The 19,513-nt window shown below is 40.8% G+C and carries 23 protein-coding genes; all 23 read right to left on the bottom strand.

Annotated features, from left to right (window positions below; genetic code table 11):
* Positions 1 to 11: 11 nt before the first annotated feature.
* A complete protein-coding gene (gene rpsH / locus MKY06_RS00745; RefSeq protein WP_013054941.1) occupies positions 12 to 410 on the bottom strand; it encodes a 30S ribosomal protein S8 in 399 nt (132 codons plus the stop codon).
* A gap of 30 nt (positions 411 to 440) precedes the next feature.
* Complete coding sequence (locus MKY06_RS00740; protein ID WP_013054940.1) at positions 441 to 626, bottom strand: type Z 30S ribosomal protein S14; 186 nt, start codon at positions 624 to 626, stop codon at positions 441 to 443.
* A gap of 33 nt (positions 627 to 659) precedes the next feature.
* Positions 660 to 1,199 carry a 50S ribosomal protein L5 gene (gene rplE / locus MKY06_RS00735; protein WP_013054939.1) on the bottom strand — a complete coding sequence of 180 codons (540 nt, stop codon included), beginning with the start codon at positions 1,197 to 1,199 and terminating at the stop codon, positions 660 to 662.
* 31 nt (positions 1,200 to 1,230) lie between these two features.
* Complete coding sequence (gene rplX / locus MKY06_RS00730) at positions 1,231 to 1,542, bottom strand: 50S ribosomal protein L24 (RefSeq protein ID WP_013054938.1); 312 nt, start codon at positions 1,540 to 1,542, stop codon at positions 1,231 to 1,233.
* Positions 1,543 to 1,591: 49 nt separating this feature from the next.
* On the bottom strand, positions 1,592 to 1,960 hold the full coding sequence (gene rplN, locus MKY06_RS00725) for a 50S ribosomal protein L14 (RefSeq protein WP_013054937.1): 369 nt from the start codon (positions 1,958 to 1,960) through the stop codon (positions 1,592 to 1,594).
* A 51-nt stretch (positions 1,961 to 2,011) separates the two neighbouring features.
* Positions 2,012 to 2,275 carry a 30S ribosomal protein S17 gene (gene rpsQ, locus MKY06_RS00720; protein ID WP_013054936.1) on the bottom strand — a complete coding sequence of 88 codons (264 nt, stop codon included), beginning with the start codon at positions 2,273 to 2,275 and terminating at the stop codon, positions 2,012 to 2,014.
* Between the two features lie 25 nt (positions 2,276 to 2,300).
* Positions 2,301 to 2,501 (bottom strand): 50S ribosomal protein L29, encoded by a 201-nt coding sequence (gene rpmC, locus MKY06_RS00715; protein WP_013054935.1) that lies wholly within the window; start codon positions 2,499 to 2,501, stop codon positions 2,301 to 2,303.
* Positions 2,491 to 2,925: a 50S ribosomal protein L16 gene (gene rplP, locus MKY06_RS00710; RefSeq protein ID WP_013054934.1), complete on the bottom strand. Its 435-nt coding sequence runs from the start codon at positions 2,923 to 2,925 to the stop codon at positions 2,491 to 2,493. The genes rpmC and rplP overlap by 11 nt, the downstream gene beginning before the upstream one ends.
* Before the next feature lie 2 nt (positions 2,926 to 2,927).
* The gene (gene rpsC / locus MKY06_RS00705; RefSeq protein WP_013054933.1) at positions 2,928 to 3,584 is read right to left on the bottom strand and encodes a 30S ribosomal protein S3; all 657 of its coding nucleotides are present in this window, start codon (positions 3,582 to 3,584) and stop codon (positions 2,928 to 2,930) included.
* Between the two features lie 3 nt (positions 3,585 to 3,587).
* Positions 3,588 to 3,929: a 50S ribosomal protein L22 gene (gene rplV / locus MKY06_RS00700; protein ID WP_013054932.1), complete on the bottom strand. Its 342-nt coding sequence runs from the start codon at positions 3,927 to 3,929 to the stop codon at positions 3,588 to 3,590.
* Between the two features lie 19 nt (positions 3,930 to 3,948).
* Complete coding sequence (rpsS, locus tag MKY06_RS00695) at positions 3,949 to 4,227, bottom strand: 30S ribosomal protein S19 (RefSeq protein WP_013054931.1); 279 nt, start codon at positions 4,225 to 4,227, stop codon at positions 3,949 to 3,951.
* 57 nt (positions 4,228 to 4,284) lie between these two features.
* Complete coding sequence (gene rplB, locus MKY06_RS00690) at positions 4,285 to 5,115, bottom strand: 50S ribosomal protein L2 (RefSeq protein ID WP_013054930.1); 831 nt, start codon at positions 5,113 to 5,115, stop codon at positions 4,285 to 4,287.
* A 27-nt stretch (positions 5,116 to 5,142) separates the two neighbouring features.
* Positions 5,143 to 5,430: a 50S ribosomal protein L23 gene (rplW, locus tag MKY06_RS00685; RefSeq protein WP_013054929.1), complete on the bottom strand. Its 288-nt coding sequence runs from the start codon at positions 5,428 to 5,430 to the stop codon at positions 5,143 to 5,145.
* On the bottom strand, positions 5,430 to 6,053 hold the full coding sequence (rplD, locus tag MKY06_RS00680) for a 50S ribosomal protein L4 (RefSeq protein WP_013054928.1): 624 nt from the start codon (positions 6,051 to 6,053) through the stop codon (positions 5,430 to 5,432). The genes rplW and rplD overlap by 1 nt, the downstream gene beginning before the upstream one ends.
* A 28-nt stretch (positions 6,054 to 6,081) precedes the next feature.
* On the bottom strand, positions 6,082 to 6,711 hold the full coding sequence (gene rplC / locus MKY06_RS00675) for a 50S ribosomal protein L3 (RefSeq protein WP_013054927.1): 630 nt from the start codon (positions 6,709 to 6,711) through the stop codon (positions 6,082 to 6,084).
* Between the two features lie 41 nt (positions 6,712 to 6,752).
* The gene (rpsJ, locus tag MKY06_RS00670; protein ID WP_013054926.1) at positions 6,753 to 7,061 is read right to left on the bottom strand and encodes a 30S ribosomal protein S10; all 309 of its coding nucleotides are present in this window, start codon (positions 7,059 to 7,061) and stop codon (positions 6,753 to 6,755) included.
* Positions 7,062 to 7,376: 315 nt separating this feature from the next.
* Positions 7,377 to 8,567: an elongation factor Tu gene (gene tuf / locus MKY06_RS00665; RefSeq protein WP_013054925.1), complete on the bottom strand. Its 1,191-nt coding sequence runs from the start codon at positions 8,565 to 8,567 to the stop codon at positions 7,377 to 7,379.
* Positions 8,568 to 8,683: 116 nt separating this feature from the next.
* Entirely contained in the window at positions 8,684 to 10,762 is a 2,079-nt protein-coding gene (gene fusA, locus MKY06_RS00660) for an elongation factor G (protein ID WP_013054924.1), read from the bottom strand.
* Between the two features lie 57 nt (positions 10,763 to 10,819).
* On the bottom strand, positions 10,820 to 11,290 hold the full coding sequence (gene rpsG, locus MKY06_RS00655) for a 30S ribosomal protein S7 (RefSeq protein WP_013054923.1): 471 nt from the start codon (positions 11,288 to 11,290) through the stop codon (positions 10,820 to 10,822).
* Between the two features lie 50 nt (positions 11,291 to 11,340).
* Positions 11,341 to 11,763, bottom strand: a complete 423-nt coding sequence (rpsL, locus tag MKY06_RS00650; RefSeq protein ID WP_013054922.1) for a 30S ribosomal protein S12 — start codon at positions 11,761 to 11,763, stop codon at positions 11,341 to 11,343.
* A 99-nt stretch (positions 11,764 to 11,862) separates the two neighbouring features.
* Positions 11,863 to 12,111, bottom strand: coding sequence for a 50S ribosomal protein L7ae-like protein (locus tag MKY06_RS00645; RefSeq protein WP_013054921.1), 249 nt, complete (start codon positions 12,109 to 12,111; stop codon positions 11,863 to 11,865).
* Between the two features lie 131 nt (positions 12,112 to 12,242).
* Complete coding sequence (gene rpoC / locus MKY06_RS00640; protein ID WP_013054920.1) at positions 12,243 to 15,836, bottom strand: DNA-directed RNA polymerase subunit beta'; 3,594 nt, start codon at positions 15,834 to 15,836, stop codon at positions 12,243 to 12,245.
* A gap of 62 nt (positions 15,837 to 15,898) precedes the next feature.
* Positions 15,899 to 19,462 (bottom strand): DNA-directed RNA polymerase subunit beta, encoded by a 3,564-nt coding sequence (gene rpoB, locus MKY06_RS00635; RefSeq protein WP_013081368.1) that lies wholly within the window; start codon positions 19,460 to 19,462, stop codon positions 15,899 to 15,901.
* Positions 19,463 to 19,513: the final 51 nt, after the last annotated feature.

The raw sequence follows: 19,513 nt of genomic DNA, 5'->3' as shown, positions 1-19,513 counted from the left end.
TTTAAAACTTATTACCAAACGTACGCTAATACTTCTCCACCAGTTTGCTTTTGACGAGCTTCTTTGTCAGTTAAAACACCTTGAGAAGTAGAAACGATTGCGATACCTAAACCGTTAAGTACACGTGGTACTTCGTTAGTTTTTGCATAAACACGTAGACCAGGTTTACTGATACGTTTTAAGCCTGTAATTACACGTTCGTTATTTGAACCGTATTTTAAGAAGATACGGATAATACCTTGTTTGTTGTCTTCGATGTATTCTACATCACGTACGAAACCCTCACGCTTAAGGATTTCTGCAATTTGCTTCTTAATGTTAGAAGCAGGAACTTCAATTTTCTCATGACGAACCATGTTCGCATTGCGGATACGAGTTAGTAAATCTGCAATAGGATCAGTCATTACCATATTAATTTACCTCCTTCCCAAACTTGGGTTTTACCAACTAGCTTTTTTAACACCAGGAATTTGACCTTTATAAGCAAGCTCACGGAAACAAATACGGCAAAGCTTGAATTTACGTAGTACTGAGTGTGGACGTCCACAACGTTCGCAACGTGTATACTCTTGTACTTGGAATTTTTGCTGGCGTTTTTGCTTCGCAATCATTGATTTTTTAGCCACATTTTCGCCTCCTCTGCTTAACGTTGGCAGTTATTACTTCTGGAATGGCATACCGAACTGAGTTAAAAGCTCACGAGCTTCTTCATCAGTGTTTGCTGTTGTAACAATAACGATATCCATACCACGAACTTTAGTTACTTTATCATAATCGATCTCTGGGAAGATCAATTGTTCTTTAACACCTAACGTGTAGTTTCCACGACCATCAAATGCTTTTTTAGATACACCACGGAAATCACGCACACGTGGAAGTGATACTGATACTAGTTTATCGAAGAATTCGTACATACGCTCGCCGCGTAAAGTAACTTTCGCACCGATTGGCATACCTTCACGAAGACGGAAACCAGCGATAGATTTTTTCGCACGAGTTACAACAGGTTTTTGACCAGTGATTTCAGCTAGTTCTTCAACAGCGTTATCTAAAGCTTTTGAGTTAGAAACAGCATCACCGATACCCATGTTGATTACGATCTTGTCGATTTTTGGCACTTGCATTACAGATTCATAATTAAACTTGCTAACTAGAGCAGGAGTAATCTCTTTTGTAAATTTCTCTTTAAGACGGTTCATGTGAACTAAACCTCCCTTCACATTTCATTAATTATTTATCTAAAGTTTCACCAGATTTTTTTGCTACACGTACCTTTTTGCCATCGATAACTTGGTACCCAACACGAGTTGGCTCACCAGATTTAGGATCCAACGGCATTACGTTTGATACGTGGATAGGTGCCTCTTGGCTAACGATTCCACCTTGTGGATTTACTTGAGAAGGTTTAGAGTGTTTTTTAACAACGTTCACGCCTTCAACAAGTACACGGTCTTTCTTTGGGAAAGCTGCAAGTACTTCACCTTGCTTACCTTTGTCTTTACCAGAGATAACCACTACTTTGTCGCCCTTTTTAACATGCATCCTATTCGCACCTCCTTAAAAGGCATTTTGTATTTGTTCTATATATCAATTAGATAACTTCTGGAGCTAATGATACGATCTTCATGAAGTTGTTATCACGTAATTCACGAGCAACTGGTCCGAAGATACGAGTACCACGTGGTCCTTTGTCGTCACGGATGATTACGCAAGCATTTTCGTCGAAACGGATGTAAGAACCGTCAGTACGGCGAACACCACTTTTTGTACGTACAACAACAGCTTTAACAACGTCACCTTTTTTAACAACGCCTCCTGGTGTTGCTTGTTTCACCGTACAAACGATAACATCACCAATGTTTGCTGTCTTGCGACCTGAACCACCAAGTACTTTAATAGTAAGTACCTCACGTGCACCAGAGTTGTCTGCAACTTTTAAACGAGATTCTTGTTGAATCATGTACGAAACCTCCCTTCGGATGAATCATTCTTATCCGATCTATCTTAACTATTAGATGATAACAGCTTTTTCTACAACTTCTACTAGACGGAAACGTTTAGTAGCTGATAACGGACGAGTTTCCATGATCTTCACGATATCGCCTAGTTGAGCTGTATTGTTTTCATCGTGAGCTTTGAATTTCTTTGAGTATTTTACACGCTTGCCATAAAGCGAATGCTTTTTGTAAGTTTCAACAAGAACAGTAACAGTCTTATCCATTTTGTCAGAAACTACGCGGCCAGTGTAAACTTTACGTTGGTTGCGTTCACTCATTCTGAAAGCCTCCTCTCAGACTTAATTATTTATTAGCAGCAATCTCTCTTTCACGAACTACAGTTTTCATACGAGCGATCGATTTGCGCACTTCGCGAATACGAGTAGTATTCTCTAATTGTCCAGTCGCTAATTGGAAACGAAGGTTAAACAACTCTTCTTTTAAAGCCTTAACTTTTTGTTCAATTTCAGCAGTGGTAAGGTCACGAATTTCATTAGCTTTCATTAGAATCACCACCAATTTCTTCACGTTTTACAAACTTACATTTTACAGGTAGCTTGTGTGCAGCTAAACGTAAAGCTTCACGTGCAACCTCTTCAGATACACCTGAAATTTCAAACATTACTTTTCCAGGTTTAACAACTGCTACCCAACCTTCAGGAGCACCTTTACCAGAACCCATTCGGACTTCTAGAGGCTTAGCAGTATAAGGTTTAGAAGGGAAAATTTTAATCCATACTTTACCGCCACGTTTCATGTAACGAGTCATTGCGATACGAGCAGCTTCGATTTGACGGTTTGTAATCCAAGAAGCTTCAGTAGCTTGTAAACCGAATTCACCGAAATGTACTTCCGTACCACCTTTAGCGCGTCCACGCATTTTTCCGCGGTGTTCGCGACGATATTTAACGCGTTTTGGTAATAACATAATTATTTTCCTCCTTCCTCAGTTTTCTTTTTAGTAGGAAGAACCTCTCCACGATAGATCCATACTTTCACACCAAGTTTACCATAAGTAGTATCTGCTTCAGCGTGAGCATAGTCAATATCAGCGCGAAGTGTATGAAGTGGAACTGTACCTTCACTGTAATATTCAGAACGAGCAATATCAGCTCCGCCTAAACGACCAGATACCATTGTTTTGATACCTTGTGCGCCAGCACGCATACTACGTTGAATAGCTTGCTTTTGAGCACGACGGAATGATACACGGTTCTCAAGTTGGCGAGCGATGTTTTCAGCTACTAGTTTAGCATCTAAATCTGCTCGTTTAATTTCAAGGATGTTAATGTGTACACGCTTGCCTGTTAATTGGTTAAGAGCTTTACGAAGTGATTCTACTTCAGTACCACCTTTACCAATTACCATACCAGGTTTTGCAGTGTGGATCGTTACGTTTAAGCGGTTAGCAGCGCGTTCGATTTCAACTTTAGAAACAGCTGCATCGTTTAAACGTTTAGCGATATATTCACGTACTTTTAAGTCTTCATGTAATAAGTCAGCGTAGTCTTTGCCAGCGAACCATCTTGATTCCCAATCACGGATGACACCGACGCGAAGACCGACCGGATTTACCTTTTGACCCATGAATTATCCCTCCTTCTTTTCTGATACCACGATTGTGATGTGGCTTGTGCGCTTGTTGATTTGGCTTGCACGTCCCATAGCGCGTGGACGGAAACGTTTTAAAGTTGGACCTTCGTTAACAAAAGCGTCAGTAATAACTAAATTGTTAGCGTCCATTTCATAATTGTGTTCTGCATTGGCAATAGCAGATTTTAATACTTTCTCAACGACTGGAGAAGCAGCCTTTGGCGTGTGAAGTAGCACTGCTAGCGCTTCACCCACTTGCTTACCTCGAATTAAATCTACAACTAAACGAACTTTACGAGGAGCAATACGTACTGTTCTCGCGACAGCTTTAGCTTGCATTTAAAAGCCTCCTCTCATATTAGCGTCTTGTTTTCTTATCATCACTTGCGTGACCTTTGTAAGTACGAGATGGTGCGAATTCACCAAGTTTGTGACCTACCATGTCTTCAGTAACATAAACTGGTACATGTTTACGACCGTCATATACAGCAATTGTATGACCAATGAACTGAGGGAAGATAGTTGAACGACGAGACCAAGTTTTTACTACTTGCTTGCTGTCAGTTTCGTTTAACTTCTCAATTTTGTTGATTAAATGGTCATCTACAAAAGGTCCTTTCTTTAAGCTGCGACCCATAAATGAACCTCCCTTCGTGATTGTCCTACGGTTCGTTTGAACCGTAGCTCAATCCCGTTATTTTTTACGACGACGAACGATAAATTTATCGGATTTGTTTTTCTTCTTACGAGTTTTGTAACCAAGTGTTGGTTTACCCCATGGACTCATTGGAGACTTACGTCCGATTGGAGCACGTCCTTCACCACCACCGTGTGGGTGATCGTTAGGGTTCATTACAGAACCACGTACAGTTGGACGGATACCTAACCAACGAGAACGACCGGCTTTACCGATGTTGATTAACTCGTGTTGTTCGTTACCAACTTGACCTACAGTTGCACGACAAGTTGCAAGAATCATGCGTACTTCACCAGAAGTTAAACGTACTAATACGTATTTACCTTCTTTACCAAGTACTTGAGCAGATGTACCTGCAGAACGAACTAATTGTCCACCTTTACCAGGTTTCAATTCGATGTTGTGTACTACTGTACCAACAGGAATGTTAGCTAAAGGAAGCGCGTTACCTACTTTAATGTCAGCTTCAGGACCTGACATAACTTCTAAACCTACTTTTAGGTTTTTAGGAGCAAGGATGTAACGTTTTTCACCATCAGCATAATGAATTAATGCGATGTTAGCTGAACGGTTTGGATCATATTCGATTGTAGCAACGCGTCCAGGTATTCCATCTTTATCGCGTTTAAAATCGATGATACGGTATTGACGCTTGTGCCCACCACCTTGGTGACGAACAGTCAATTTACCTTGGTTGTTACGACCACCTTTTCTCTTGACAGGTGCAAGTAACGATTTTTCTGGTTTGTCAGTAGTAATTTCAGCGAAATCAGAAACTGACATGCCACGACGACCATTTGAGGTTGGTTTATACTTTTTAATCGCCATCTCAATTTCCCTCCTTCTCTAGTAATCTTAAGCTTCGAAGAATTCGATTTCGTTGCTCTCTTGAGTTAGTGTTACTACCGCTTTACGACGACGGTTAGTAAGACCACTGTAGCGACCTACACGCTTGAATTTACCTTTGTAGTTCATGATGTTTACTTTTTCAACTTTTACGTCAAAGATTTTTTCGATAGCATCTTTAACCTCAGTTTTATTAGCTCTTACATCAACATCAAACGTATATTTTTTCTCAGCCATTAAGTCTGTTGAACGTTCTGTAATTACGGGGCGCTTAATAATATCACGAGGATCTTTCATTATGCAAGCACCTCCTCTACTTTTTCAACTGCGTCTTTAGTGATTACAAGCTTATCATGGTTCATAACGTCTAATACGCTTAAACCATTAGCTGCAACAACTGTTACACCAGGAATATTACGTGCTGAAAGTGCAACGTTTTCGTTAAGATCAGCAGTTACTACTAATGCTTTGCGTTCTACTGTTAGGTTTTTAAGAACTGCTACCATTTCTTTTGTTTTTGGAGCATCAAAAGAAAGAGCTTCAAGAACAACGATGCTGTTATCTTGAACTTTAGTTGATAATGCAGACTTAATTGCTAAACGACGAACTTTTTTAGGTAATTTGTAGCTATAGCTTCTTGGAACTGGACCAAATACTACGCCACCACCACGCCATTGTGGAGAACGGATAGATCCTTGACGAGCACGACCAGTACCTTTTTGACGCCATGGCTTACGGCCACCGCCTCTTACTTCAGAACGATTTTTAACTTTAGAAGTACCTTGACGTTGAGATGCGCGTTGCATTACGATCGCGTCGAAAAGTACTTTGTTGTTTGGTTCGATACCGAAAACGGCATCTTGAAGTTCGATTTCTCCAACGTTTTCACCGTTTTGGTTAAACAATGCTACTTTTGGCATTGGTTATTCCTCCTTTCTCGAAGAATTATTATTTAGATTTAACTGCAGATTTAACAGTAACTAGAGATTTTCTAGCTCCTGGCACGTTACCTTTTACTAATAAAAGATTGCGTTCTGCGTCAACTTTAACGATTGATAAGTTTTGCACAGTGATGCGCTCTCCACCCATGCGTCCTGGTAATAATTTACCTTTGAATACGCGGTTTGGAGCTACAGGACCCATTGAACCTGGGCGACGGTGGTAGCGAGAACCATGAGACATAGGTCCGCGAGATTGTCCGTGGCGTTTAATAGCACCTTGGAAACCTTTACCTTTTGAGATTCCTGTTACATCAATTACATCGCCTTCTGCGAAAATATCAACCTTGACTTCTTGACCAACTTCATATGCTGAAGCGTCCACACCGCGTAACTCACGGATGAAGCGCTTAGGAGCAGTATTAGCTTTAGTAGCATGTCCTTTTGCAGGTTTGTTAGATAGTTTTTCACGGATATCTTCGAAACCTAATTGGATTGCTTCGTAACCGTCTGTCTCAGCGTTTTTAACTTGAAGAACTACGTTAGCAGAAGCTTCAATTACTGTTACTGGGATCAAGTCACCATTTTCAGCAAATACTTGAGTCATACCGATCTTTCTTCCTAAGATTCCTTTGGCCATTAGTCACACCTCCTAAGTATCTTTTCATTCTTTATTTTAAATTAAAGTTTAATTTCGATATCTACACCAGATGGTAAGTCTAAACGCATTAATGAATCAACAGTTTGTGGTGTTGGATTCACGATATCAATTAAGCGTTTATGCGTGCGCATTTCGAACTGCTCACGAGAATCTTTATATTTGTGTACTGCACGTAGAATTGTATAAATTGATTTTTCAGTCGGTAATGGAATCGGACCAGATACAGCCGCACCAGAACGTTTTGCAGTTTCTACGATTTTCTCAGCAGATTGATCAAGAATTCTGTGATCATATGCTTTTAAACGAATGCGAATTTTTTCTTTTGCCATTATTTTCCCTCCTTTTTCGCCTATTTTACAATAGACATTCTCCGCGGAAATTTCCCCACACTCGCCATGGCAAAGCGGCCGGGTGTGTCGGCAACCTTCCGCATCATCGCAGTCAAAGACCAACATTTTTATTATACTAAAAATGGGTTCATATTGCAACAATAAAGTTAAAAAACTTTTTCATGTGTCGCACACTTTTTTCATTATATATAAAAGGAGATCATTTTGCAAGTGTAATAGTAAAAACTATCTTTACCTTTTATCACCAAATAAAAAAGGAGTAGGTTACCCTACTCCCTTTACTGAAACGAGAAATTACTCGCTGATTTTAGCTACAACGCCAGCGCCTACTGTACGTCCACCTTCACGGATTGAGAATTTAGTACCTTCTTCAATCGCGATTGGAGCGATAAGTTCAACAGTCATTTCGATGTTGTCGCCAGGCATTACCATTTCTACGCCTTCAGGTAAGTTACAAATACCAGTTACATCAGTTGTACGGAAGTAGAACTGTGGACGGTAGTTTGTGAAGAATGGAGTGTGACGTCCACCTTCGTCTTTAGAAAGAACGTATACTTCAGCAGTAAATTTAGTGTGTGGAGTGATTGAGCCTGGTTTAGCTAATACTTGTCCACGTTGGATTTCTTCACGTGCTACACCACGAAGTAAAGCACCGATGTTGTCGCCAGCTTCAGCATAGTCAAGAAGCTTACGGAACATTTCTACACCTGTTACAGTAGTAGATTTTGGCTCTTCAGTTAAACCGATGATGTCGATAACGTCACCAACTTTAACTTGTCCACGCTCTACACGACCTGTAGCAACTGTACCACGACCAGTGATTGAGAATACGTCCTCAACTGGCATCATGAATGGTTTTTCAGTGTCACGTTCTGGAGTTGGGATGTACTCATCAACAGCGTCCATAAGCTCGATGATTTTAGCTTCCCAATCAGCGTCGCCTTCAAGAGCTTTAAGAGCAGAACCTTTGATTACTGGTACATCGTCACCAGGGAAGTCGTATTCAGAAAGAAGGTCACGTACTTCCATTTCTACTAATTCAAGTAGCTCTTCGTCGTCTACCATGTCACATTTGTTTAAGAATACAACTAGGTAAGGTACACCTACTTGACGAGAAAGAAGGATGTGCTCACGAGTTTGTGGCATTGGACCATCAGCAGCAGATACTACTAAGATACCGCCATCCATTTGAGCAGCACCAGTGATCATGTTTTTAACATAGTCAGCATGTCCTGGGCAGTCAACGTGTGCATAGTGACGAGTGTCAGTTTCATACTCAACGTGTGCAGTTGAGATTGTGATTCCACGCTCGCGCTCTTCTGGAGCAGCGTCGATCATGTCGTAAGCCATTGCTGCACCTTTACCACTTTTCTTAGCAAGAACAGTAGTGATAGCAGCTGTTAAAGTTGTTTTACCATGGTCAACGTGACCAATTGTACCGATATTGGCATGTGTTTTTGAACGGTCGAATTTTTCCTTAGCCATTCGAAAATCCTCCTTAAAATTCATGTAGTTTATGTTTTATGAGGCCGTGAAAGGGAATGAGCTCCACTTTCACAGCGTACATAAGTAGTTATACTTCAATAAAGAGTGAAAATCAATTATTCACCTTTATTTTTTTTAATAATTTCTTCTGAAATTGATTTAGGAACTTCTTCGTAGTGATCGAAGTGCATAGAATATGTTCCGCGACCTTGAGTGTTTGAACGTAATGCAGTTGCATAACCAAACATTTCAGAAAGTGGAACGAATGCACGTACAACTTGAGCGTTACCGCGTGCTTCCATACCTTCTACACGTCCACGACGAGACGTAATGTCACCCATGATATCTCCTAAGTATTCGTCAGGGATAACAACTTCAACCTTCATCATTGGTTCAAGGATAGCTGGGTTACATTTTGATACTGCGTTTTTAAGAGCCATAGAAGCGGCAATTTTAAACGCCATCTCACTTGAGTCAACGTCATGGTAAGATCCATCAACTAAAGCAGCTTTGATATCGATTAATGGATAACCAGCAAGAACACCGTTTTGTAATGCATCTTCAAGACCAGCTTGAACTGCAGGGATGTATTCACGTGGAACTACACCACCAACGATTTTGTTCTCAAATTCAAAGCCTTTTCCTTCTTCGTTAGGTTCGAACTCAATCCAAACGTGACCGAATTGTCCACGACCACCAGATTGACGAGCGAATTTACCTTCAACTTTCGCACCAGCGCGGAAAGTTTCACGGTAAGCTACTTGAGGAGCACCAACGTTTGCTTCTACTTTGAATTCGCGACGCATACGGTCAACGATGATATCAAGGTGAAGCTCACCCATACCAGAGATGATGATTTGACCAGTCTCTGTATTAGTTTCCGCACGGAAAGTTGGATCTTCTTCTTGTAACTTTTGAAGAGCTGTAGTCATTTTATCTTGGTCAGCTTTTGATTTTGGCTCAACAGATAAAGAGATAACTGGCTCTGGGAATTCCATAGACTCAAGAATTACAAGACTCTTTTCGTCACATAGAGTATCACCAGTAGAAGTATCTTTTAATCCTACAGCTGCCGCGATATCTCCAGCGTATACTTCAGAAATCTCTTCACGAGAGTTAGCATGCATTTGTAGGATACGACCTACACGCTCACGCTTACCTTTTGTAGAGTTTTTGATGTATGAACCAGAGCTTAGTACACCAGAGTAAACACGGAAGAACGTTAATTTACCAACATAAGGGTCCGTCATAACTTTGAACGCTAATGCTGAGAAAGGAGCGTTGTCGCTAGACTCACGCGTAACTTCTTCTTCTGTTTCAGGTACGATACCTTGGATTGCTGGTACATCAACTGGAGATGGTAGGTAATCAATTACCGCATCTAGCATTAATTGTACACCTTTGTTTTTGAATGCTGAACCACAGATAACTGGGTAGAATTCAACGTCACAAGTACCTTTACGGATACCAGCTTTTAGTTCTTCAACTGTAAGCTCGCCTTCATCTAAGTACTTCATCATTAATTCTTCGTCAAGTTCTGCAACAGCTTCTACTAAGCTTGCACGGTATTCTTCAGCTTGCTCTTTGTATTCCTCAGGAATTTCACGAGCTTCTGAACGAGTACCTAAGTCATCTTCGTAGAAGTATGCTTTCATTTCCACTAGGTCAATGATTGCTTCGAACTCATCTTCAGCACCAATTGGTAATTGGATTGGGTGAGCATTTGCACCTAAACGATCGTGGATCGTTTTTACAGAGTACAAGAAGTCAGCACCAATTTTGTCCATTTTGTTAACGAATACGACACGGGGAACACCGTACGTAGTCGCTTGACGCCATACTGTTTCTGTTTGAGGCTCAACACCAGATTGAGCATCAAGAACTGCCACAGCGCCATCAAGTACACGTAATGAACGCTCAACTTCAACAGTGAAGTCTACGTGTCCAGGAGTATCGATGATGTTAACGCGGTGACCTTTCCAAGAAGCAGTTGTCGCAGCAGACGTGATAGTGATACCACGTTCTTGCTCTTGCTCCATCCAGTCCATTTGTGAAGCTCCTTCATGAGTTTCACCAATTTTATGGATACGGCCAGTATAATAAAGAACACGCTCAGTTGTTGTTGTTTTACCAGCATCAATGTGAGCCATGATCCCAATATTACGAGTGTTTTCTAAGGAGAACTCTCTTGCCATCTTAGGTATTTCTCCTTCCATATTTTAGTTTGTTTTTCAAAAAGTTTCGTTAAAAGATTACCAACGGTAATGAGCAAATGCTTTATTAGCTTCTGCCATTTTGTGAGTATCTTCACGTTTCTTAACTGCAGCACCAGTGTTGTTAGCTGCATCAAGGATTTCGTTAGCTAAACGCTCTTCCATCGTTTTTTCTCCACGAAGACGAGCATAGTTTACTAACCAACGAAGACCTAGAGTAGTACGACGCTCTGGACGTACTTCTACAGGAACTTGGTAGTTAGAACCCCCTACACGGCGTGCTCTAACTTCTAGTACAGGCATGATGTTTTTAAGAGCTTGGTCGAATACTTCCATAGCTTCTTTACCACTGCGCTCTTGTACTAAATCGAATGCTCTATAAAGAATAGCTTGTGACTTACCGCGCTTTCCATCAAGCATCATTTTGTTGATTAAGCGAGATACAAGCTTAGAATTGTAAATCGGATCTGGTAATACGTCTCTTTTTGCAACAGGTCCCTTACGTGGCATTCTACTTCCTCCTTTCACTTTTAAAAGTTTATCTATTAATTGTTAAGCTATTATTTTTTAGCTGCTTTTGGTCGCTTAGTACCATATTTAGAACGACCTTGCATACGGCCATCCACACCAGCAGTATCAAGTGCACCACGTACGATATGGTAACGTACCCCTGGTAAATCTTTTACACGTCCACCGCGGATAAGTACCACGCTGTGTTCTTGTAAGTTGTGACCAATACCTGGGATATAAGCTGTTACCTCGATACCGTTTGTTAAACGTACACGAGCATATTTACGAAGAGCCGAGTTCGGTTTCTTCGGTGTCATAGTACCCACACGTGTACATACACCACGTTTTTGTGGAGAAGATTGGTTAGTTTGAGCTTTTTTGAAGCTGTTGTAACCTCTGTTTAAAGCAGGTGAGTCAGATTTTTTACCTTTACTCACACGACCATTACGGATTAATTGGTTAATAGTAGGCATTTAAATTTTCCTCCTTTCGCCTTTTGTAAGACCACACATCCAGGTGGTTCATTTTTTAGCAAAAAACAAAGTCTTTGAAACTAAAAGTTCAAAAACGTGTTAACTAATAATTGCAACAGTTGCAGCGTTAACTTCTATCCTACAAGCTTGACCAAGCTTTCGCATAGAAGGGACATACGTATACGGAACGTTTTCTTGCTGTGCCGTTTTTGCCACAATAGATGTGACATAAAAATCAGCGTCTTCAGCAATGATGACTTCCTTTACTGTACCTTTTTTTAATGCTTTCACCGTCTGCTTTGTTCCTACAATAATATGATCAGCCTGTAATACTTTTTCATAAGACATTATCATATCCTCCAAAGTAACAGGTAGTTTATAGGAGCACCTTTGATATAGTATCATTCCCTAGAATGGATGTCAACTAACGTTTTGTAGTTTTTTTAAAAAACATCCATTCTAGAGTAATGATTTTATAATTAGTCGATTGTTACCGTTTCTTCAGCTTGGTTTTTGATCGGTTCAGCATTACGATATCTCGTCATACCTGTACCAGCCGGAACTAGCTTACCAATGATAACATTCTCTTTAAGTCCAAGCAACTCATCACGTTTTCCTTTGATTGCAGCATCCGTAAGAACACGCGTTGTTTCTTGGAATGATGCAGCAGATAAGAAGGAATCAGTTTCAAGAGATGCTTTTGTAATACCAAGTAATACAGGACGGCCTGTCGCTGGACGATTGCCTTCAAGTAATACTTTTTCATTTGCATCAGTGAATTGGTGAATATCAAGTAATGAACCTGGTAATACATCTGTATCTCCTGAATCCATTACGCGCACTTTACGAAGCATTTGGCGAACCATTACCTCTACGTGTTTATCTCCAATTTCTACCCCTTGCATACGGTAAACTTTTTGCACCTCACGAAGCAAGTACTCTTGTACAGCCGTGATGTCTTTTACTTTTAGTAATTCTTTAGGATCAATTGAACCTTCTGTTAATTCTTGACCACGTGCAATGCGCTGTCCTTCAATAACTTTCAGACGTGCACTGTACGGAGCTGTGTAAGAACGAGTTTCAATCTCTCCTTGAACAGTAATTTCATGTTGACGATCGCGTCCTTCAGAAATGCCGGCAATTGTACCTTCAATTTCAGAAATAACGGCTTGACCTTTAGGGTTACGCGCTTCGAAGATCTCTTGGATACGCGGTAAACCTTGAGTGATATCGTCTCCAGCAACCCCACCTGTATGGAATGTACGCATCGTTAACTGTGTACCTGGCTCACCGATAGATTGAGCAGCGATGATACCAACTGCTTCACCCACTTCAACTTCTGAACCAGTTGCAAGGTTACGACCGTAACATTTTTTACATACACCGTGGCGAGTGTTACAAGTGAATGCAGAACGAATCCATACTTCTTCAACACCAGCATCCACAATTGTTTCAGCTAGGTCTTCTGTAATTAGTTCGTTTTCTTTCACTAACACTTCGTTTGTTCCTGGGTGAAGTACTGTTTTTCTTGCATAACGTCCAATTAGACGCTCATCAAGTTTCTCAATTTCTTCTGTTCCTTCTTTGATTGCAACAGCCAAAATACCGCGGTCTGTACCACAGTCGTCATCACGTACGATAACGTCTTGTGCCACGTCAACCAGACGACGAGTAAGGTAACCTGAGTCAGCTGTTTTAAGAGCCGTATCGGCAAGACCTTTACGTGCACCATGGGTAGAGATAAAGTACTCTAATACTGTTAAACCTTCACGGAAACTAGATTTGATTGGTAACTCAATGATACGACCAGACGGGTTGGCCATTAGTCCACGCATACCTGCAAGCTGAGTGAAGTTAGATGCGTTACCACGGGCACCAGAGTCACTCATCATGAAGATTGGGTTGCGTTTGTCTAATGATGCCATTAATTTACCTTGGATAACGTCTTTCGCACTGCTCCATACAGAGATAACACGATCATAACGCTCATCTTCAGTAATTAAACCGCGACGGAATTGTTTTAGTACGTTATCTACTTTAGCTTGCGCTTCTGTTAAGATAACTTCTTTTTCTCCTAAAACCACGATATCAGCTACACCAACTGTAATACCAGCTTTAGTAGAATATTTGAAACCTAGGTCTTTCATACGGTCAAGCATTTTAGAAGTCTCAGTAATTTTGAAACGTTTAAATACTTCAGCGATGATATTACCTAAGATTTTTTTCTTGAACGGTGCGATAGCCGGTTGATTCTTGATGAATTCCTTCACATCTGCACCTTTTTCAACAAAGTACTTCTCAGGAGTTTTCACTTCTAAGTTTTCTCTTGTTGGTTCGTTAATGTATGGGAACGATTTTGGTAAAATTTCGTTGAAAACTAATTTACCAACCGTTGTAACAAGCAATTGTTGATTTTGTGCTTCTGTAAACGTTTCGTTGTTTAAAGAACCTGCATACACAGCTACACGTGTATGAAGATGCACATAACCGTTTTGGTACGCTAATAGTGCTTCGTTGGTATCTTTGAACACCATACCTTCTCCAACTGCCTCTTCACGCTCAAGTGTTAAGTAGTAGTTACCTAATACCATATCCTGTGAAGGTGTAACAACTGGTTTACCATCTTTAGGGTTCAAGATATTTTGAGCAGCAAGCATTAAGATACGTGCTTCTGCTTGTGCTTCTGCAGATAATGGAACGTGAACCGCCATTTGGTCACCGTCAAAGTCAGCGTTATATGCTGTACATACAAGCGGGTGAAGACGGATAGCGCGACCTTCTACAAGCGTAGGTTCAAATGCTTGAATACCTAGTCTGTGTAGCGTTGGTGCACGGTTTAAAAGAACTGGATGCTCTTTAATAACCGATTCTAATACGTCCCATACTTCAGGTTGCACACGTTCAATTTTACGTTTTGCACTCTTGATGTTATGAGCTAAACCGCGTTCAACAAGCTCTTTCATTACGAAAGGTTTGAAAAGCTCTAACGCCATTTCTTTTGGAAGACCACATTGATACATCTTTAAGTTCGGACCTACAACGATTACCGAACGGCCAGAGTAGTCAACACGTTTACCTAATAAGTTTTGACGGAAGCGACCTTGCTTACCTTTTAACATGTGAGAAAGAGATTTTAATGGACGGTTACCTGGTCCTGTTACCGGACGGCCGCGACGACCATTATCGATTAATGCATCTACAGCTTCTTGAAGCATACGCTTTTCGTTTTGAACGATAATGCTAGGAGCTCCAAGGTCTAATAAACGCTTTAAGCGGTTGTTACGGTTAATTACACGGCGATATAAATCATTTAGATCAGACGTAGCAAAGCGTCCACCATCTAATTGAACCATTGGACGAAGTTCTGGCGGAATAACCGGTAGAACGTCTAAAATCATCCAAGAAGGTTCGTTACCAGAATGACGGAAAGCCTCTAGTACTTCTAAACGTTTAATAGCACGTGTACGACGTTGACCTTGAGCAGTTTTCAATTCTTCTTTCAAAGCATCTACTTCTTTATCAAGATCGATGTCATGCAATAATTTTTTAACAGCTTCAGCACCCATTGCTGCATGGAAAGTTTGTCCGTACTTCTCACGATACGCACGGTATTCTTTCTCTGATAAAAGCTGTTTCTTTTCAAGTGGTGTATCACCAGCATCTGTTACTACATAAGAAGCAAAATAAATGATTTCCTCTAGCGCACGAGGGGACATGTCTAAGACAAGTCCCATGCGGCTAGGAATACCTTTAAAGTACCAAATATGAGAAACAGGTGCAGCTAGCTCGATGTGACCCATGCGTTCACGACGAACTTTTGCGCGCGTAACTTCTACGCCACAACGATCACATACAACACCTTTATAACGAACGCGCTTATATTTTCCGCAGTGACATTCCCAGTCCTTTTGTGGACCAAAAATACGCTCGCAGAATAAGCCGTCTTTTTCAGGTTTTAACGTACGATAGTTGATCGTTTCAGGTTTTTTTACCTCACCGTACGACCAAGAACGAATTTTATCTGGCGAAGCTAGACCGATTTTCATATACTCAAAGTTATTTACATCTAGCAAGGAGCCTACCTCCCTTTTAATCTACAGGTTTTTTCCCTTAACGTTTATATGAAAGTAATTCCTTACTCTTTTGTGACAGGATCTTTTTGTCCTTCAGAAAGACTTTCTTCGTTATCTGCAATAATTGATTCTGTTGGTTGCTCATGGTCCTCTTCTGAGTCCATGATATCAATTTCTTGCTCGTCAGCAGAAAGCATCTTCACATCCATACCTAAACTTTGTAGTTCTTTAATTAATACTTTGAACGATTCAGGTATGCCAGGTTCTGGAATGTTTTCACCTTTAACAATTGCTTCGTATGTTTTCACACGACCTACTACGTCATCTGATTTCACTGTTAAGATCTCTTGTAATGTGTAAGCAGCACCGTATGCTTCAAGTGCCCATACCTCCATCTCACCAAAACGCTGTCCACCGAACTGCGCTTTACCACCAAGTGGTTGTTGTGTAACAAGTGAGTATGGTCCAGTAGAACGAGCGTGAAGTTTATCGTCTACCATGTGAGCAAGTTTGATCATGTACATGATTCCTACTGATACACGGTTATCGAATGGTTCACCTGTTCGACCATCATATAGAACTGTTTTAGCATCACGAGACATGCCAGCTTCTTCGATTGTTGCCCAAACATCTTCCTCACGCGCACCATCAAATACTGGAGACGCAACGTGAATGCCAAGCTTACGAGCAGCCATACCTAAATGAAGCTCTAGCACCTGACCGATGTTCATACGAGATGGTACCCCTAATGGGTTTAACATGATGTCAATTGGCGTACCGTCTGGTAGGTAAGGCATATCTTCTTCAGGTAAAATACGTGAAATTACACCTTTGTTACCGTGACGACCGGCCATTTTGTCACCTTCAGAAATTTTACGCTTCTGAACAATATATACACGGACTAATTGGTTTACACCTGGTGGTAATTCGTCGCCATCTTCACGGTTGAAGACTTTAACATCAAGAATGATTCCACCGCCGCCGTGCGGTACACGAAGAGAAGTATCACGAACTTCACGCGCTTTTTCACCGAAAATAGCGTGTAGAAGACGTTCTTCAGCTGTTAGTTCTGTTACACCTTTTGGCGTTACTTTACCAACTAAAAGATCTCCGTCTTTTACTTCTGCACCAATGCGGATGATTCCACGCTCATCTAAGTTGCGAAGCGCATCTTCACCTACGTTTGGAATGTCACGCGTAATTTCTTCAGGCCCAAGCTTCGTATCACGAGACTCAGATTCATATTCTTCAATATGAACAGACGTATATACATCGTCTTTCACAAGGCGTTCACTCATGATGATGGCATCCTCATAGTTGTAACCATCCCATGTCATGAAACCAACCATTACGTTTCGTCCTAAAGCAAGCTCACCTTTTTCCATTGAAGGACCGTCGGCTAAGATCTCACCTTTTACTACTTCGTCGCCAACTGAAACAATTGGACGCTGGTTGTAACAAGTACCTTGGTTAGAACGAACAAATTTTAATAATTTGTATTGATCTAAGTTACCTTTAACTTTTTGTCCGTCTACTTCTTCATAGCGGCGAACAAAAATTTGTTTTGCTTCTACGCGCTCTACAACGCCAGGATATTTACAAATCACGGCTGCACCAGAGTCTTTACCAGATACGTATTCCATACCTGTACCTACGATTGGTGCTTCAGGATTTAATAAAGGTACTGCTTGACGTTGCATGTTCGCACCCATTAATGCACGGTTAGAGTCATCGTTCTCTAAGAATGGGATACATGCTGTAGCGGCAGATACAACTTGTTTTGGTGATACATCCATATAGTCTAAACGATCGCGACGGATAACCGTGTTTTCTCCACGGAAACGTGCAACGACATTTTCATCTAAGAATGAACCATCATCACCTAGACGAGCGTTCGCTTGGGCTACAACATAGTTATCTTCTTCATCAGCTGTTAAGTAGTCAATTCGCTCTGTCACTTTACCTGTTTCAGGATCGATACGACGGTAAGGTGTTTCGATGAAACCGAATTTGTTTACTTTTGCATAAGAAGATAGTGAGTTGATTAACCCGATATTCGGACCCTCTGGTGTTTCAATCGGACACATACGGCCATAGTGGGAGTAGTGAACGTCACGCACTTCGAAACCAGCGCGCTCACGCGTTAAACCACCAGGTCCTAGAGCTGAAAGACGACGTTTGTGCGTCAATTCACCTAATGGATTCGTTTGATCCATGAACTGTGATAATTGAGAACTTCCAAAGAACTCTTTAATCGCCGCAATAACTGGGCGAATATTAATTAATTGTTGAGGTGTGATTGTATTCGTGTCTTGAATTGACATTCTTTCACGAACAACACGTTCCATACGAGATAAACCGATACGGAATTGGTTTTGTAACAATTCACCTACAGAACGCAGACGACGGTTACCTAAGTGGTCGATATCATCTGTGTCTCCTACTTGATGAAGCAAGTTAAAGAAGTAACTGATTGATGCTAAAATATCAGCAGGTGTGATATTTTTAACTTCTTCTGTTACATATGCGTTACCTGATACAGTGATGATTTTTTCACCTTCTGGATCATTTGGCGCATAAATCTTAATAGATTGTAATGTAACATCGTCTTCTACTACTCCACCAACCGGACTATAAGTTTTGAAGTTTACTCCACCTTCAAGCATCGGAATCAAGCGATCTAGCAGACGGCGGTCAATCATTGCGCCTTTTTCTGCAATAATTTCACCTGTTTCAGGATCAACTAATGTTTCAGCTAGCTTTTGATTAAATAAGCGATGTTTGATATGAAGCTTTTTATTAATTTTATAGCGACCTACGTTCGCTAAGTCATATCGTTTTGGATCAAAGAAGCGAGATACTAATAGAGACTTCGCATTCTCAACTGTCGGTGGTTCACCCGGACGTAAACGCTCATAGATTTCTAATAGCGCTTTTTCCGTTGTTTCCGTATTATCTTTTTCAAGCGTATTACGGATGTATTCATTATCACCGATTAAATCGATAATCTCTTGGTCAGAACCGAAACCTAGCGCGCGTAACAGCACTGTTACTGGCAGTTTACGAGTACGATCAATACGCACGTATACTACATCTTTTGCATCAGTTTCATATTCTAGCCATGCACCACGGTTAGGGATAACAGTTGCTGTATATCCTTTTTTACCGTTTTTATCAAGCTTTCCACTATAGTAAACACTTGGTGAACGAACCAACTGTGATACGATAACACGCTCAGCACCGTTAATTACAAAGGTACCTGTTTCGGTCATCAATGGGAAATCTCCCATGAACACATCTTGGTCTTTTACTTCACCTGTTTCTTTATTAATTAACCGCACCTTAACACGAAGAGGTGCTGCATAAGTTACATCACGTTCTTTAGACTCTCCTACTGAATACTTTGGCTCACCTAAGCTGTAATCAATAAATTCTAGTGATAAGTTACCTGTAAAATCATCAATTGGAGAAATATCTTGGAACATTTCTCGTAAACCTTCATCTAAAAACCATTGGTATGAAGCCGTTTGAATCTCGATTAAGTTCGGTAACTCTAAAACTTCACTAATACGAGCATAACTTCTGCGTTGGCGGTGGCGTCCATACTGAACTAGTTGACCTGTCAACTGATTCACCCCTCAAATCAAGCGTTATTATTCAAAATATATAATAAACCA

The organism is Priestia sp. FSL P4-0332 (assembly GCF_038005845.1).
In the GTDB taxonomy this organism is placed as follows: Bacteria; Bacillota; Bacilli; order Bacillales; family Bacillaceae_H; genus Priestia.
This window is presented reverse-complemented; position numbering and strand designations above follow the sequence as displayed.